This window comes from Rhodococcus artemisiae (assembly GCF_036327795.1).
GTDB classification, from domain to species: domain Bacteria; phylum Actinomycetota; class Actinomycetes; order Mycobacteriales; family Mycobacteriaceae; genus Rhodococcus; species Rhodococcus artemisiae.
On sequence record NZ_JAUTXY010000002.1, the window covers coordinates 666,422 to 681,333 of the forward strand.

A 14,912-nucleotide genomic window follows, 5' to 3' on the forward strand; every position below is an offset into this window, starting at 1 on the left:
CTTAGATGGTTCTCAGGAGTCGTAGCCGGTGCCGCGACGTTCAAGGAGGTCTGATGTCCCGTCCGAACAGTGACGTGCACGCATTCGAAGCTCACGCAACCGACGCCGACCTCGACGATCTTCGAGCGCGACTGGCGGCGGCGCGGCTACCGGAGGCCGAGACGGTCTATCGCGCCGCACCCGACCCTCGCCGATGGGAACAGGGCGTTCCCCTGGCCGACCTCGTCGACGTCGTGAACTACTGGCGCACCGGATACGACTGGCGGTCGTTCGAAGAGCGCCTCAACCGTATCGGCCAGTTCCGCACGACAATCGAGGATCTGGGAATCCACTTCCTACACCGCCGATCCGCGCGACCGGATGCCACTCCGCTGATCTTGACGCACGGGTGGCCGGGCAGCATTGCCGAGTTCATCGACGTAGTAGACGAGTTGGCGGACCCGAAGGCTGACGACGCGGCGGCGTTCCACGTCGTGGTGCCGTCGCTGCCGGGGTTCGGTTACAGCGACAAGCCGGCCACCATCGGGTGGGGAACCGAAAAGATCGCTGCCGCATGGGTGGAACTGATGCGAAGGCTCGGCTACAGCCGGTTCGTAGCCCACGGCGGAGACTGGGGAGGCAATATCACCACCGTCCTCGGCGGCAGGTATCCCGCCAACCTTTTCGGTATTCACACCACTTTCGCGGAAGCGCCGCCCGGGCTGACAACGGATGGGCTGACAGCGGTCGAGCGTCGGTGGACCGAGGAAACCCGCGATTTCTGGCGCCACCGTGCGGCATACGCGAAGCAGCAGGCAACCCGACCGCAGACCATCGGTTACTCGCTCGTCGACTCACCGGTCGGGCTTCTTGCCTGGATCCTCGACAAGTTCGCAGAGTGGACAGACACCGAAGACAGTCCGTTCGAGGCGATCTCCATGGACAGAATCCTCGACGACGTCACCTTGTACTGGCTCACGCGAACCGGCGCGTCGGCCGCTCGCATCTACTACGAAAGCCACAACTCGCTGGACCCGGATCTTCGGGTCGACGTCCCGTCGGCAATCACTATGTATCCCCGCGACATCGAAAAGAGTCCGCGCCCCTGGGCGCAGGAGCGGTACCGGCGGATCGTCCGATGGCAGTCTCCCGAAACCGGGGGACATTTCCCGTCGCTGGAGGTTCCCGAGTACTTCGTCAAGGATCTGCAAGAAGGTCTCGCGGCTGTGCTTGCCGCTGGTCGGTGAATGTGGACCGGTCTGTTCGCGGCCGAAGGCATGCGGACGGTCTCGGCGTCGACGAACTATAGCGACCGTCGAGCTTGCCTGGTCGGGATTCGTTCGATGAATCGAGAGATGATGAAGACTCGTTTGGTTGCTGCCGGTTTCGCCGCTGCGCTGACCATGCTCGTTGCCCCCACAGTCGCGTCGGCAGGCGGATGACATCGAGCGGTGAGTTCTGGTTCGCAGGTGGCGCCGTAGCAGACCCGCAATGACGCCATCAGGAGGCGGCTACGGCGTGGTGGTCAACTCCCGCCGCTTGGTCAGCGGGGTCACCGAGAACCAGCGGCGGCAGCTTCGGGTGAGTGTGCTCTGTTCCGAGTAGCCGAGTTGCTGGGCGATCGTTGCCAACGGCACGGAACGGTTCGCCAGCAAACGGAGGGCCGTGTCGCGGCGGGCGTGGTCGACGAGAGTCTCGAAGATCATATCCGACTCTGCGAGTCGCCGTTGGAGCGCGCGCGGATGCATCATCATCAGTTCGGCTACTCTCTCGAGCTGTGCTGCCCCGGCCGGCAATGCGCGCATGACTACAGAGGACACCACGTCGGTGAACGACGTGTCTCGGTCGCGGCCCGCCATGAATCGAATGGCGAGGTCATGCGCCAGCGGATCGATACTGGGAAGCCGTCGCTGTAGGAGCCCCCGCGGGAAGAGCAGCAGATTTGCGGGCGCATCGAACTCCACGGGGCAATCGAAATAAGTTGCGTATACCTCGGTGGGGGAGATCGCAGGGTGCGCGAACACGACGCGGGTCGGTCGGAAGTCTTCTCCTCCGAGCATCTTGAACGTGGACAAGGTAACGCCGAGTGCGAGTTCGGTGATGTGATCGCGGCAGGGTAGGCGCCGCGGCAGAGTCCGGAACTCGTAGGCGACGTGGGTGTCGTTTACTTTCAGATGTGTAGTCATGGCCGGGCTGTAGACATGGGTGAAGTTGGTGATCTCGCGGAGAGCATCTCCGAGTGTCTCTGCGTTTCGGGCCACGATCGCGAGCGGCCCGAGGATATCGGGATTCTGACGTGCAGCAAGGCGGAGGGCGAAATCCGGCGTCGCGAACTCGCGTGCGCACAGGCCGAGTAGCGCTGCCAATGAGCTGAACGGGACGAATTGGTCGTCCTTACCGACGACTGTCGGGTCGATACCGATACGCGCGAACACATCGACAGGGTCGCCGTTCAGTTCGCTGATGAGCTCGGGGGCCTGCGTGAGCGACGATGCGCTGATCAGATCGGCCATGTGTCGAAATGTAAAAACATTGTCGTGAGATGTCAATCTTTTACCGAGCGTTCAGTGTGACGATAGGCACATCCGGTTACGGATCCCGCCGTACACAACTCGGTTTCGACGAGGAGATCTGATGACTACCAACACTTTCGATCCTGTCCGCACGTCATTGTTCATCGGAGGTAAGTGGAGGAACCCGTCGACCACGGCCACGATCCCAGTGATCTCGCCGCTGACAGAGCAACAGATCGGCAGCGTTCCCGAAGCCTCCACCGTCGATGTCGACGACGCCGTGACCGCAGCAAGCGATGCATTCCGCAGTTCGCAGTGGCGAGCGCTGAGCAACGCCGACCGCGCCGGGTGTCTCCGCCGGTTCGCCGACGCACTCGAGGCCCGGGCCGAGGAGCGCTCCGCCGCCGTCACGCGTGAGAACGGGATGCCCATCGAACTCGCACGGTTCGCCGAGGGTGCAGCCCCTGTCCAACTGCTCCGCTATTACGCGGACCTCACCGAAGCTACATCTTCCGAAGAGCGCCGGACCAGTCAACCGATGCCGGGTACGACACTGGTCCGCAGAGAACCGATCGGTGTCGTTGCTGCTATCGCCCCGTGGAACTTCCCCGCCATTCTCTCGATGTTCAAGATCGCCCCGGCCCTGGCCGCCGGATGCACAGTTGTGCTCAAACCGTCGCCGGAAACCACCCTGGACTCCTACATCCTCGCGGAAGCCGCCGTCGAGGCCGGTCTGCCCCCGGGCGTGCTCAACATCGTCAACGGCGGCACCGACATCGGCCAGTATCTGGTGGCTCACCCCGGAATCGACAAGGTTGCCTTCACCGGATCGACAGCCGCTGGTCGACACATCGGTCGGGTGTGCGGCGAGATGATCCGCCCGGTCACTCTCGAGCTCGGTGGCAAGTCGGCCGCAATCGTTCTCGACGATGCCGACATCGATCGGACCGTGACGGGTCTGGCGACCGCGTCGCTGCTCAACGCCGGGCAGACCTGCTACATGTCGACACGGATCTTGGTGCCGGAGAACAAGTACTCGACCTACCTCGAAGCAATCACGGCCATGGCATCCGGCCTTCCGATCGGTGATCCACTCGATCCGAATACCTTTGTCGGGCCGCTCGTCAGCGACCGCCAACGTCGGCGCGTGCTTTCCCTCATCGACCAGGGCCGCGCCGAGGGTGGCACCATCACCACCGGTGGAGGTCGCCCCGACGGTATCGACCAGGGGTTCTTCGTATCGCCGACAGTGTTCGGCGATGTCGACAACGCCAGCACCATAGCCCGTGAAGAGGTATTCGGCCCCGTTGTCACTGTCCTGACCTATGACTCGGTCGACGATGCAATCGCGCTGGCGAACGACTCTGCCTACGGGCTCGGCGGCACTGTATGGACCAGTGACGACGAGCGCGGGCTCGACGTCGCGCGCCGCGTGGACACCGGCTCATTCGGGGTGAACACGTTCAACCTCGACTGGGGCTCGCCGTTCGGCGGTGTCAAGGCAAGCGGCATCGGCCGAGAGCTCGGACCCGAAGGCCTTGCCGCGTATCAGCGAACGAAGTCGATCTTCTTGACCTCCTGATTCGGCGCCAGACTGCCGAGTTTCCCCCGGCTCACCCCTCCTCTGCTCTGTCTACTTCTGTCGAAAGGCAGGTTCACATGTCCGAATCCGGCGTGGCCGCCGCTCGCGCGCTGTCCCACCTCACCGTCGAGATGCTTCCGAAACTGTCAGCGGACGACTGGTCCGCCGACAGCGCCTGTCACGGATGGCGCGTCCACGATGTCATCAGCCACATGGGGTTCTTTTTCAACTTCATCGCCGATCCGCATCTCGTCCTCCCCGAGAATCCCAGCGGCATGAGTGAACGACTCAACGACGCCGCAGTGCGCGAACGTGCCGACTGGTCGACCACGAAAGTGATCGACTACTACCAGGAACAGTCGACCGCGGGGTTGGCCACCCTCGAAGCTCTGCAGAGCGAGGAGATGCGAGATGTGCCAGTGGAGATGCTCGACCTCGGTACATACCGGATGGCACAGCTCAGCGATGCCGTCGCATTCGATCATCTCGTCCACCTGACCTCGGATCTCCTCGCTCCGTGTGGGCCTCTGGCCGGCGAAGATTCCCTCGGCGACGCATTCGACGCTGCGAATGCGATCGATCCTGCGATCGACTGGATGATCGCGGGCCTACCGCAGATGTGCGGTGGGGGCATCTCTTCGGTACTGGAACGTCCCGTCGGTCTCGAGTTGGTCGGATCGACCGAGCGACGCTTCGTGATCGACCTCGACCCGGACAACAAGTCGGTCATCGTCGCCGAGACCGACGACCTTCCCGATGACGTTGCGACCTCCGACGCACGCGCCTTCCTGCGCTGGGGCACTACCCGTTCGGCCTGGCGTTCAGTGGTCGGCATCTCTGGTGAACGCGGTCATCTCGCCGCTGTCCTGGATGCCGTCGACATCGTGTGATTTCTGCTCATCTCATTTTTCCCTACGCGAACACATCATTCGAGGAGTCATTGTGTCTCAGCACCTTCAAGACAAGGTTGTCATGGTCACCGGCGCCGGTAGCGGCTTCGGCAAGCTCATCTCCGAGAAGTGCGCTGCCGGCGGCGCGAAAGTCGTCGGCATCGACATCAACGGCGACGCCCTCAACGAAGTCTTCGACGGCATCCGCGCGAACGGCCACGAGGGCAGCTACCAGGTTGCCGACGTCACCGACTACGACCAAGTTGCCGCAGCCGTCCGCCACGCCGTCGACACCTACGGAGCGGTCGATGTACTCGTCAACAACGCCGGCGTCATGCCGCTGGCCTACTTTGCCGACCATGAACGGGCATTGACCAAGTGGCACAAGGCAATCGACATCAACATCAAAGGCGTCGTCAACGGTATCTCCGCGGTCTACGACCAGATGATCTCTCGAGGGCGTGGACAGGTCGTGAACATCTCATCGATCTACGGCAACGCCGGGATCGCAGGCTCGGGTGTCTACAGCGCGACCAAGGCCGCGGTCACGGCGTTGTCCGATTCGTTGCGTATCGAGTCCAAGGGGAAGATCAAAGTGACGACCGTCAAGCCGACCGGGATCACCGGCACGAATCTCGCGAGCTGGATTGTCAACGAGTCCGCTATCTTCGGTCTCGTCGGGCAACGCGCTGAGCAATACGCCGCACACGTTGCAGACCTGACCGATGGCACGTTGGCGCCCGAGTTGTCCGACATCGATTCGGTCAAGTACTGGCTCATTACCCCCGACGATCTCGCGAACGCCGTAGTGCATGTCATCGACCAGCCGTGGGGTATCAGTCTGTCCGATGTCACCGTGCGTGCCAGCGGCGAAGACTACTTGTACTGAACAACCGTGTGCTCGCTCGAATTCTGTGGATTCAAGGAGCTTCCACGTCGAGCACCCACGTGACACCGAAGCGGTCGGTGAGCATGCCGAAGCCGGGGCTCCAGGCAGACTCGGCGAGCTGCTCGACGATGTCGGCGCCGTTCGACAGTGCGTCCCAGTACTTCCTGATCTCGTCGAGAGTCTCTCCGCGGACCGACTGGAAGAACGCCCGGTCCGTGAAGGTGACGCCGTTCTCGCGGCTGGTGGTGCCGGCGGTGGCGGTGATGTCGGCGTCGTCCCGTCCTGGGATGTCGTACGCCATGAGGCGGAAGCCGTCTTCGTTCGCGACCTGACCGAATACCACCTTGTCGGCGCCGGGGAGATCTTTCGGCATGCCGACGTCGCCATAGGTGGAGACGAACACGTGCCCGCCGAAGACTGATCGGTAGAAGTCGAGTGCCTGCCGGGCGGTTCCTCGAAAGTTGAGGTGAGTGGTGGTCTTGATACCCATGTTTTGTCCTTCCGGTCGCGGTTTCCGAGCGGCGGCGAACTGCCGCGAGCACAGGATCACGTGGGTACAGGACGGGGAAGGTCCTCTATTCGGAGCAGACTCGTTTCATGGTTGGAAGTTCATCTCGGATGCTGGCGCTGCTGTCGTTGCTGCAGACGAGGCGCACTTGGCCCGGGCATCTGTTGGCCGAGAGGCTGGGGGTGACGCCTCGCACGGTGCGGCGAGACGTCGACCGATTGCGCGATCTGGGATACGACGTCGACTCGACGAAGGGGCCGGACGGCGGTTACCGGCTCGTTGCCGGATCGGAGCTCCCTCCCCTGTTGTTCGACGATGAACAGGCCGTGGCGATCGCCGTCGCGCTGCAGGGCGCGCCTTCCAGTGGCATCGATCTCGGCGATGCTGCGACTCGAGCATTGGCGACGGTCCGCCAGGTCATGCCGTCGCGGCTCCGCCACAGGCTGGATGGCATCCGTTTCACCGGTTCCGAGTCGCCGTCCCAGGTGGACCCGAAGATTCTGGAGACCGTGAGTGCTGCGGTTCGAGATCGGCGCATTCTGCGTTTCGACTACGGCGATACAGAGGGGCCGCCGCGTCGTGTCGAACCGCACGCAGTCGTCGCGAGAAGGGGCCATTGGTATCTCATCGGCTGGGATCTCGATCGAGACGACTGGCGGATTCTCCGCCTGGACCGCCTTGTTCCTCGGATACCCGGCGGCGGCCCGTTCACTCCCCGCCCCCTTCCTGCACCGGATGCGCGCTCGTTCCTCGAGGCGCGGTCGAAGGGCTCGGAGGCGGGGGATCAGTGGCCGTGCACTGGCGAAGTCGTCATCGACCTACCGGCGACCGAAGTCGTCCGATGGGTCAGCGATGGTGTGGTGGAAGAGATCGGCGAACGGTCGTGTCGGATCGTTGTCGGGTCATGGTCGTGGACGGGGCTTCTCGCGTTCGTCTTGCGTTTCGATGCCCCATTCACTGTCGTCGGCCCCGAGCCACTGCGGTCCGCTGCCGGTGTGCTCGCAACGCGGCTCGACGCGGCGTCGGTGGCGCTTCCGAAATGATGCTGGAATGAGGTCGGTAACTGACCGCAATGGGTGGGAGGGTGCTCTTATGAAAGAGCAGAGTCTGCGGGCACAATTGATCGTCCCCGATGTGGCCGCGTGGCGAGCGTGGCTGGATGAGAACGAAGGCTCGTCCGACGGGGTGCGGTTGGTCCTGGCAAAGAAGGGCACCACAGAACCGACGACGCTGTCCTATGCCGAGGCGTTGAAGGAAGCTCTCTGCAGCGGCTGGATCGACGGACGCCGCAATGCGTTGGATGACTCCACCTTTCAGCAACTCTTCACTCCGCGTCGAGCCCGTTCGATCTGGTCGCGACGAAACGTCGACTTCGTTGCCGATCTGATCGCGTCGGGGAGAATGCGAGCCCGTGGACTTTCCGAGGTGGAACGAGCGAAAGCCGACGGTCGCTGGGAGCGGGCATACCCCGGTCCGGCGGCGGCGGAGGTGCCCGCCGACCTCGTAGCAGCACTGGAGCGATCCCCGATTGCATCGATGAGGTTCGCCGAATTGGATCGCGGTCGGCGCTACATGATCATCCACCAGATCATCACCGCACCCAGCGCTTCGAGCCGCGCCAGTCGCATCGTCAAGTTCATTGCCCGAGTTGAGCAGGACGAATGAGTTGTCCGGCGTTTCTCTGCGCAGCCGCCATGCGCCTATTCGGGGATACGGCAGGCGATGCCGTCGAGGAAGATCTCGATTCCATGGGAGAAGACGTCATCAGCGGTGGCCGCGAGATACTCGTGACCGGCGACCCGGAAGGCGCCGAAGTGTTCGAGGTCAAGGCCTTCGAGCAGGAGCGTGAAACCGTCGGATCTGCTGGCGCCGTGCGCGCCTCGTCCGACGTCGCTCCGTTGGATACTCGCCGCGCCCGCGACGAACTGGATCATGCTGCTGGTGGCATACGCGGCATACGAGGCTTCGAGCCCGGCATCGAGCAGTAGTCGGAGAGCGGAATCGATGACGCGCAGGGTGTTGGGTCCGTACCCCCCGAAGTTCCGGCCCGCCGACGACGGTAGCGGTTGGGAAACCATCACGCGTCTCATCTCCTGCATCAATGCTTCGAGATCGGCGCGCCAGCCGTGTCCAGTGGACACGATGCGGATTTCTCCCATGACGTGATCTGCGATGAGCGCGATCAACTCGTCGCGACTGGCGATGTATCGATACAGGGATGCACTTCGAGTGTCGAGACGTGCTGCAACCTCACGCACAGTGAGCGCCTCGACGCCGTCCTCACGCAGTACATCCAGGGCGGCGTCGACGATGCGTTCGGTGGACAGCCCTCCGGGGCGTGGCCGGCGTCGACTCTCGGTCGATGCCCTCTCGGCCCACCACAGGGCCGACCCCGGCTCCGCTTCGTCGCCGCTCCTGACCGGGACGGACGTGCCGCCGTGAGGCCGTCGATCCCTCAGCGCGCTCACTTCCCGACCATCCTCCGAGCGACCCTCCCGAACATCGCTACTCGGCATCTCAATCCACCTCCGCACCTTCGGCGCCCACCCCTTGACAGTATGCGATCAATGATCGCATACTTCGAAATCATAAAATGCGATCGTTGATCGCATCTCTTCGCGGTCTGCGCGGCCGTCGAGAATGCAGGCCACGAACAGGAGGGGTTCCCGTGACCAGAGTCATGCAGGGTGTGAGGATTCTCGAAGTTGCCGAACATACCTTTGTGCCTGCTGCATCCGCACTGCTCGCCGATTGGGGCGCAGATGTGATCAAGGTCGAGCACGTTGCGCGGGGAGACGCCATGCGGGGTCTTGCGTCGTCCGGAATCGCGGTAGTGCCTGATGACGTGCATGTACTGTTCGAACACTCGAACCGTGGAAAGCGCAGCATCGGACTGGATCTCACATCCGAGATCGGGCACGAAATCCTCTGTCGGCTCGCCGCGACCGCGGACGTCTTCCTCACCAACAAACTGCCGAGCGTCCGCGCCAAGTTGAAGATCGACGTCGCCGATATCCGGAAGCACAATCCGCAGATCATCTACGTCCGGGGGACCGGACAAGGAGAACGCGGACCGGACGCGGACCGTGGCGCGTACGACTCCCTCGCATTCTGGGCACGCGCAGGCGTCGCTGCCGGGGTGATGCGGCCCGAATACGGCGAAGTCCCGGTGCCGCCGGCACCCGGATTCGGCGACTCGATCGGCGGCATGACGATAGCCGGCGGGATCTCGAGTGCTTTGTTCCACCGCGAGCGCACAGGTGAGGCCACCACCGTCGACGTTTCGCTGATGGGCACAGCGATGTGGTCGATGGGGCAGGCATTGGCGCTGTCGCTGCAGCTGAACACGCCCTGGACCCCGCCTCCTGCCGGAACCCGGTCGAATCCTCTGACGGGCCAATACGCCACCCGGGACGGACGATGGCTCTCGTTCACCTGCCTGCAGGCTGGTCGATACTGGTCATCGATGTGCAAGGTGATCGGCCGTCCGGAGATGGCCGACGATCCGCGCTTCATCGACCATGGCGCTCTGATGGCGCACTGTGGTGAGGCGATCGCTATCCTGCGCGATGCGTTCGCCGAGCGATCACTGGCCGAGTGGCGGGAGCGACTTGCCGATTTCACCGGCCAATGGTGTGTCGTTCAGGACACATTGGAGGCCGTTGCCGATCCCCAGACCGACGCCAACGGATATATCCAGCAGTGTGCGACGTCCGAGGGAGTCCCGTTCCGGCTGGCGGCTGCACCCGTGCAGTTCGACGAATGCGCATCGGCCCCTCGTCGTGCCCCGGAGTTCAACGAGCACTGCGAGGACGTCCTCGGCGAGCTCGGCTTCAGCGTGGACGACATGCTCGATCTCAAGATCCGGGGCGTAGTGACATGAACCGGGCACTGTTCCGGCAGGCCCGGTGCTCCGCACCCTCGCGTAGAACACAGGAGAGGAAACCATGACATTGTTCGATGCCTTCCGTTTCGATGGCAAGAGAGTTCTCGTGGTCGGCGGTGCCAGTGGTATGGGCGCCGCTGCAGCAGAACTCGCGCTCAGTGCGGGGGCGGAGGTCATCGTGGCCGACTGTGCGCCGATCGCCACCCCCGGCGTGAAGGCAGTACCGCTGGACCTGACCGACATCGCTTCCATCGAGGCCGGGATCGCACAGATCGGCGGCCACGTCGATGTGGTGCTCGCTGCGGCGGGCGTCGCGAACGGCACGCCACACCTCGAACGCGTCAATTTCCTCGGGCATCGTCTCGTCATCGAACGCCTGCTGGACTCCGACATGCTCCGCAGCGGCTCCGCGATATGTTTCATCTCTTCCGCCGCAGGACTGGGCTGGGAATCGAACCTCCCAGCGCTGCAGGAGTTCCTGTCGATCGATGACTACACCGAGGCGTCCGCGTGGGCAGTAGCACACGACAAAGCCGAATACATGTTCAGCAAACAGGCGGTGTGCGCCTATGTAGCATCACAGGCGTTCCCCTTACGCAAGAAGGGGATCCGCATCAACGCGATCTGTCCTGGCCCCACCGACACTCCGCTTGCCCGGGCGAATGCGGAGACGTGGCTCGGTTTCGGATCCGACTACCGCGCGGAGGCCGGAATCGACCCCGCCGCCCCGATCGAACAGGCCTACCCACTGCTGTTCCTGTGCAGCGACGCAGCGTCGGCGATCAGCGGTATCACTCTGACCGCAGACTCGGGCTACTTCAGTTCGGGCTTGTCCGGTTCCTACCCCGCTGCGACGCCCACAGTCGGCTTTTTCATGGGCCGATGACGTCGTCGACCTGTCGCTCTCGAGAGCTGATCGACCAAAGCCGCTCACGAACAGACATATCCGTTCACATGAAAGGTAACCCGTGCAGCAACAGCGCCGAGGACGCAGAATTGCCATGCTCCCGGAGGAGGTCGACGCGTTTCTGAACGAAGAGCGCACATGCCGTGTGGCGACCTCCGGGCAGGCCGGCCCACACTTGAGCGCCTTGTGGTTCGTCTGGGACGGCTCGGCGCTCTGGCTCAATTCCGTGGTGAAGAGCCAGCGGTGGACCGATCTCGAGCGCAACCCTCAGGGTGCAGTCCTGATCGACGCAGGCCACGAGTTCAACGAACTGCGGGGAGTGGAGATCCGAGGCCGGTTCGACGTCGTCGGCGATGTGCCCCGCTCCGGGGCCCCCGATCCCGAATTGGCCGCACCGGAGCAACTGTTCGCCCGCAAGTACACCGGCCGTGACGAGATGCATTTCGACGGTCGTCATGCGTGGCTACGGCTTACCCCGCAGAAGATCACGAGCTGGGACTTCCGGAAGATGTGACCGCGCACCACTGTTCCAGGACCCCATACAGGATAGGAGCTTCCGTGAATGTGGACGACATGATCCTGGTGAGCATCGATGACCACGTGGTCGAGCCTCCCGAGATGTTCGACGCCCACCTGCCCGCAAAGTGGGCCGAGTATGCGCCCCGCATCGTCACTGACGACCACGGAGTGGACCGGTGGCTGTATCGCGGCCGTCAGGTCGGTGTCACCGGGTTGAACGCTGTCGTGTCCTGGCCTCCCGAGGAATGGGATCACGATCCCGCGGGATATGCCGAGATGCGCCCGGGCGTATACGACATTCACGCACGGGTGAAGGACATGAACGTCAACGGAATCCTGGCCTCGATGTGCTTTCCGACGTTCACCGGTTTCAGCGCCGGGCATCTGAGCCATTTCCGAGACGACATCACCGTCCGAGTGATCCAGGCGTACAACGACTGGCACATCGATGAATGGGCGGCCACCTACCCGGGGCGTTTCATTCCCCTCGCAATCCTGCCGCTCTGGGACCCGGAACTCGCGGTCGCCGAGATCGAACGGGTCGTTGCGAAGGGGTGCCACTCCGTGACGATGGCCGAACAACCCCACGTCGCGGGATTGCCCAGCTATCACGACATCGAGTTCTGGAGTCCGGTGTTCCAGGCTCTGTCCGACAACGATGTGGTGATGAACCTGCACATCGGTCAGGGGTTCGGGGCCTTGAGCCTCGCCGAGGACGCCCCGATCGACAACTTGATGGTGTTGGCGCCGAGCATCTCGATGATCGCCATCCAAGATCTTCTGTGGGGGCCCGCACTGCGCAAATTCCCGAAGCTGAAAGTGGCGTTGTCCGAGGGCGGTGTCGGCTGGATTCCGTTCTTTCTCGACCGCTCCGACCGCCACTACACGAATCAACGGTGGCTGCGCCGCGATTTCGGCCGCAAGATGCCCAGCGACGTGTTCCGCGAGCATGTCATCGCCTGCTACGTCACCGACAAGACCTCACTGAAGCTTCGGCATGAGATCGGCATCGACAACATCGCCTGGGAATGCGATTATCCGCACGCCGATTCGTTGTGGCCGGACGCACCGGAATTCGTTCTCCGAGAGCTCGAGTCGGCAGGAGCCGACGACTCGGACATCGACAAGATCACGTGGCAGAACGCATGCAGATTTCTCAACTGGGACCCGTTCGCCGTGGTTCCCGAAGCCGACGCCACTGTCGGCGCCCTACGCGCTCGAGCGCAGGACGTCGACACCTCGATCCGGTCGAGAAAGGAATGGGCGGCGTTGTACGAGAGGGAGCCCAGGCGTCGGCCGAGCACCGCAGCGGGCGCGTCACCGCAGGCCTGACCTCATTCGAGCCCCTTCGGGCAAGTGCGGATTGACGAATGAATAGACAAGAGTCAATATAGACAGATGTCGAATCAGAGTCCGAGCGGGGACGCGCCGTGCTGCCCGCCCCTGTCGCGCGGGCCCCTCACGTCGGATCGGGCCACCGATCTGGCCCGCATGTTCAAGGCCCTCGGTGATCCGGTACGGCTGCGCATGTTGAGTCTGATTGCCAGCCACGAGGGTGGGGAAAGCTGTGTGTGCGACATCAGCCCCGCCTTCGACCTGTCGCAGCCCACCGTCTCGCACCACCTCAAGGTGCTGCGTGAAGCCGGATTGCTCGACTGTGAGCGCCGGGGCACCTGGGTGTACTACCGGGTGATCCCCGCAGCTCTCGAACAGCTCTCGGCAGTGCTCGCCACCGAATCCGGGGTCCTGCCCGCATCGGCCTGCACTCCGACTGCCGCACTCTCGGAAGCCCTCTCGTGACCGCCACGACCGAACACCGGTCGGTCGCCGGGAAGATGTCGGTGCTCGACCGGTTCCTTGCCGTGTGGATCGGCATCGCGATGGTCGTTGGTCTCCTGCTCGGCCGCATGATTCCCGGACTCGGCGACGCGTTGAGCGTCATCGAGATCGACAGCATCTCGCTGCCCATCGCACTGGGTCTGTTGATCATGATGTATCCGGTGCTGGCGAAGGTGCGCTACGACCGCCTCGACACCGTCACGGGCGATCGTAAGCTGCTGATCTCCTCGCTGGTCCTGAATTGGGTTCTCGGCCCGGCGCTGATGTTCGCCCTCGCGTGGCTGCTGCTGCCCGACCTGCCCGAATACCGCACGGGTCTGATCATCGTCGGCCTTGCCCGCTGCATCGCGATGGTCGTCATCTGGAACGACCTCGCGTGTGGTGACCGCGAAGCCGCCGCTGTGCTGGTTGCGATCAACTCCGTCTTCCAGGTGATCATGTTCGCGGTACTCGGCTGGTTCTACCTGTCGATCCTGCCCGGCCGGCTCGGACTCGAGCAGGCGACTCTCGATGTCTCGCCGTGGCAGATCGCCAAGTCGGTTCTCATCTTCCTCGGTATCCCTCTGCTCGCCGGCTTCCTGACCCGTCACTTCGGCGAAAAAGCCAAGGGCCGTGCATGGTACGAGGAGACGTTCCTGCCCAGGATCGGACCATGGGCACTGTACGGGCTGTTGTTCACCATCGTGATCCTGTTCGCGCTCCAAGGTGAGCAGATCACCTCGCAGCCGTGGGACGTCGTACGGATCGCGCTGCCGCTGCTTGCATATTTCGTCCTCATGTGGGGCGGCGGTTTCGTGTTCGGGGCGGCAATCGGACTCGGATACGAGCGCACCACCACCTTGGCGTTCACCGCCGCGGGCAACAACTTCGAACTGGCCATCGCCGTGGCAATCGGCACTTTCGGGGTCGCATCCGGGCAGGCGCTGGCCGGTGTCGTCGGCCCACTCATCGAGGTGCCCGTCCTTGTCGCGCTGATCTACGTCTCGCTTGCACTACGCAAACGTTTCACCCGCTCGCCCGACGCTGTTGCGTCGTGAGGGTGGGGACTCGACGCCGTGCAGGCCTCCGACGTGGTGATCACCATGGGTTGCGGAGATTCGTGCCAAGTGTTCCCGGGTAAGTCCTACCGGGATTGGGTGCTCGAAGACCCGGCCGGCCGAGACGGCGATTCTGTGCGGTCGATCCGCGATGAGATCCAGGCCGAGGTCGAAGCCCTGATCGCCGATCCGGTCCCCGACCACGCGCCGACAAGCGCGACGGTCACGCGTCCGGTCTAGGCAGTGTTTCAAAAGTGATCTTGAACCGCGTTCCCGCCGGAAGGGGTGTCGCAGTCGTTGAGTGAGTGAGGTCTCCGGTATCTGGGTTTAGCGACCAAGCAAAACCTGAAGATCTCGGAGACC

Annotated in this window: 15 protein-coding genes and 1 pseudogene; 13 read left to right on the plus strand and 3 right to left on the minus strand. The window is 63.3% G+C overall.

All coding sequences use genetic code 11. The features are described from left to right. Positions 1-53: 53 nt before the first annotated feature. Positions 54-1,226, plus strand: coding sequence for an epoxide hydrolase family protein (locus Q7514_RS07485; protein WP_330132613.1), 1,173 nt, complete (start codon positions 54-56; stop codon positions 1,224-1,226). A gap of 264 nt (positions 1,227-1,490) precedes the next feature. On the opposite strand, the gene Q7514_RS07490 is transcribed toward Q7514_RS07485, so the two are convergent. Next, entirely contained in the window at positions 1,491-2,492 is a 1,002-nt protein-coding gene (locus Q7514_RS07490) for an AraC family transcriptional regulator (RefSeq protein WP_330132614.1), read from the minus strand. A gap of 121 nt (positions 2,493-2,613) precedes the next feature. Here Q7514_RS07490 and Q7514_RS07495 point away from each other — a divergent pair, with 121 nt between their 5' ends. The 3 genes from Q7514_RS07495 to Q7514_RS07505 all read left to right on the plus strand — a co-directional run bounded on the left by Q7514_RS07495 (position 2,614) and on the right by Q7514_RS07505 (position 5,853). Beyond that, complete coding sequence (locus Q7514_RS07495; protein ID WP_330132615.1) at positions 2,614-4,074, plus strand: aldehyde dehydrogenase; 1,461 nt, start codon at positions 2,614-2,616, stop codon at positions 4,072-4,074. A 77-nt stretch (positions 4,075-4,151) separates the two neighbouring features. Next, a complete protein-coding gene (locus tag Q7514_RS07500) occupies positions 4,152-4,964 on the plus strand; it encodes a maleylpyruvate isomerase N-terminal domain-containing protein (protein ID WP_330132616.1) in 813 nt (270 codons plus the stop codon). A 52-nt stretch (positions 4,965-5,016) separates the two neighbouring features. Further along, positions 5,017-5,853, plus strand: coding sequence for an SDR family oxidoreductase (locus Q7514_RS07505; protein WP_330132617.1), 837 nt, complete (start codon positions 5,017-5,019; stop codon positions 5,851-5,853). Positions 5,854-5,884: 31 nt separating this feature from the next. Here the strand turns inward: Q7514_RS07505 and Q7514_RS07510 are convergent, their stop codons facing one another. After that, the gene (locus tag Q7514_RS07510) at positions 5,885-6,343 is read right to left on the minus strand and encodes a VOC family protein (RefSeq protein WP_330132618.1); all 459 of its coding nucleotides are present in this window, start codon (positions 6,341-6,343) and stop codon (positions 5,885-5,887) included. A 107-nt stretch (positions 6,344-6,450) separates the two neighbouring features. Between Q7514_RS07510 and Q7514_RS07515 the strand changes: the two genes are divergently transcribed. Both Q7514_RS07515 and Q7514_RS07520 read left to right on the plus strand, forming a co-directional pair. Then, positions 6,451-7,404 carry a helix-turn-helix transcriptional regulator gene (locus Q7514_RS07515; protein WP_330132619.1) on the plus strand — a complete coding sequence of 318 codons (954 nt, stop codon included), beginning with the start codon at positions 6,451-6,453 and terminating at the stop codon, positions 7,402-7,404. A 49-nt stretch (positions 7,405-7,453) separates the two neighbouring features. Next, positions 7,454-8,026 carry a YdeI/OmpD-associated family protein gene (locus tag Q7514_RS07520; protein WP_330132620.1) on the plus strand — a complete coding sequence of 191 codons (573 nt, stop codon included), beginning with the start codon at positions 7,454-7,456 and terminating at the stop codon, positions 8,024-8,026. Between the two features lie 35 nt (positions 8,027-8,061). On the opposite strand, the gene Q7514_RS07525 is transcribed toward Q7514_RS07520, so the two are convergent. Beyond that, positions 8,062-8,829 (minus strand): TetR/AcrR family transcriptional regulator, encoded by a 768-nt coding sequence (locus tag Q7514_RS07525; RefSeq protein ID WP_330132621.1) that lies wholly within the window; start codon positions 8,827-8,829, stop codon positions 8,062-8,064. Between the two features lie 200 nt (positions 8,830-9,029). On the opposite strand from Q7514_RS07525, the gene Q7514_RS07530 reads away from it, so the two are divergent. From Q7514_RS07530 to Q7514_RS07560, 7 genes and pseudogenes are all read left to right on the plus strand, one after another. Beyond that, positions 9,030-10,244 carry a CaiB/BaiF CoA transferase family protein gene (locus tag Q7514_RS07530; protein ID WP_330132622.1) on the plus strand — a complete coding sequence of 405 codons (1,215 nt, stop codon included), beginning with the start codon at positions 9,030-9,032 and terminating at the stop codon, positions 10,242-10,244. Between the two features lie 64 nt (positions 10,245-10,308). Next, positions 10,309-11,133, plus strand: coding sequence for an SDR family oxidoreductase (locus Q7514_RS07535; RefSeq protein ID WP_330132623.1), 825 nt, complete (start codon positions 10,309-10,311; stop codon positions 11,131-11,133). Positions 11,134-11,215: 82 nt separating this feature from the next. Continuing rightward, positions 11,216-11,668 (plus strand): pyridoxamine 5'-phosphate oxidase family protein, encoded by a 453-nt coding sequence (locus Q7514_RS07540; RefSeq protein ID WP_330132624.1) that lies wholly within the window; start codon positions 11,216-11,218, stop codon positions 11,666-11,668. A 44-nt stretch (positions 11,669-11,712) separates the two neighbouring features. Next, a complete protein-coding gene (locus tag Q7514_RS07545; protein ID WP_330132625.1) occupies positions 11,713-13,005 on the plus strand; it encodes an amidohydrolase family protein in 1,293 nt (430 codons plus the stop codon). Between the two features lie 66 nt (positions 13,006-13,071). Next, entirely contained in the window at positions 13,072-13,473 is a 402-nt protein-coding gene (locus Q7514_RS07550) for an ArsR/SmtB family transcription factor (protein WP_330132626.1), read from the plus strand. 35 nt (positions 13,474-13,508) lie between these two features. Beyond that, on the plus strand, positions 13,509-14,549 hold the full coding sequence (gene arsB, locus Q7514_RS07555; RefSeq protein ID WP_408016052.1) for an ACR3 family arsenite efflux transporter: 1,041 nt from the start codon (positions 13,509-13,511) through the stop codon (positions 14,547-14,549). A 9-nt stretch (positions 14,550-14,558) separates the two neighbouring features. After that, positions 14,559-14,789: pseudogene (locus tag Q7514_RS07560) on the plus strand (hypothetical protein); the annotation flags it as partial. Between the last annotated feature and the right edge of the window lie 123 nt (positions 14,790-14,912).

Excerpts from the sequence above, each read along its gene's own strand:
- arsB (WP_408016052.1), top strand. The coding sequence starts at position 13,509 with ATGTCGGTGCTCGACCGGTTCCTTGCCGTGTGGATCGGCATCGCGATG.
- Q7514_RS07495 (WP_330132615.1), top strand. The coding sequence starts at position 2,614 with ATGACTACCAACACTTTCGATCCTGTCCGCACGTCATTGTTCATCGGA.
- Q7514_RS07515 (WP_330132619.1), top strand. The coding sequence starts at position 6,451 with ATGGTTGGAAGTTCATCTCGGATGCTGGCGCTGCTGTCGTTGCTGCAG.
- Q7514_RS07550 (WP_330132626.1), top strand. The coding sequence starts at position 13,072 with ATGTCGAATCAGAGTCCGAGCGGGGACGCGCCGTGCTGCCCGCCCCTG.
- Q7514_RS07535 (WP_330132623.1), top strand. The coding sequence starts at position 10,309 with ATGACATTGTTCGATGCCTTCCGTTTCGATGGCAAGAGAGTTCTCGTG.
- Q7514_RS07510 (WP_330132618.1), bottom strand. The coding sequence starts at position 6,343 with ATGGGTATCAAGACCACCACTCACCTCAACTTTCGAGGAACCGCCCGG.
- Q7514_RS07490 (WP_330132614.1), bottom strand. The coding sequence starts at position 2,492 with ATGGCCGATCTGATCAGCGCATCGTCGCTCACGCAGGCCCCCGAGCTC.
- Q7514_RS07520 (WP_330132620.1), top strand. The coding sequence starts at position 7,454 with ATGAAAGAGCAGAGTCTGCGGGCACAATTGATCGTCCCCGATGTGGCC.
- Q7514_RS07500 (WP_330132616.1), top strand. The coding sequence starts at position 4,152 with ATGTCCGAATCCGGCGTGGCCGCCGCTCGCGCGCTGTCCCACCTCACC.
- Q7514_RS07485 (WP_330132613.1), top strand. The coding sequence starts at position 54 with ATGTCCCGTCCGAACAGTGACGTGCACGCATTCGAAGCTCACGCAACC.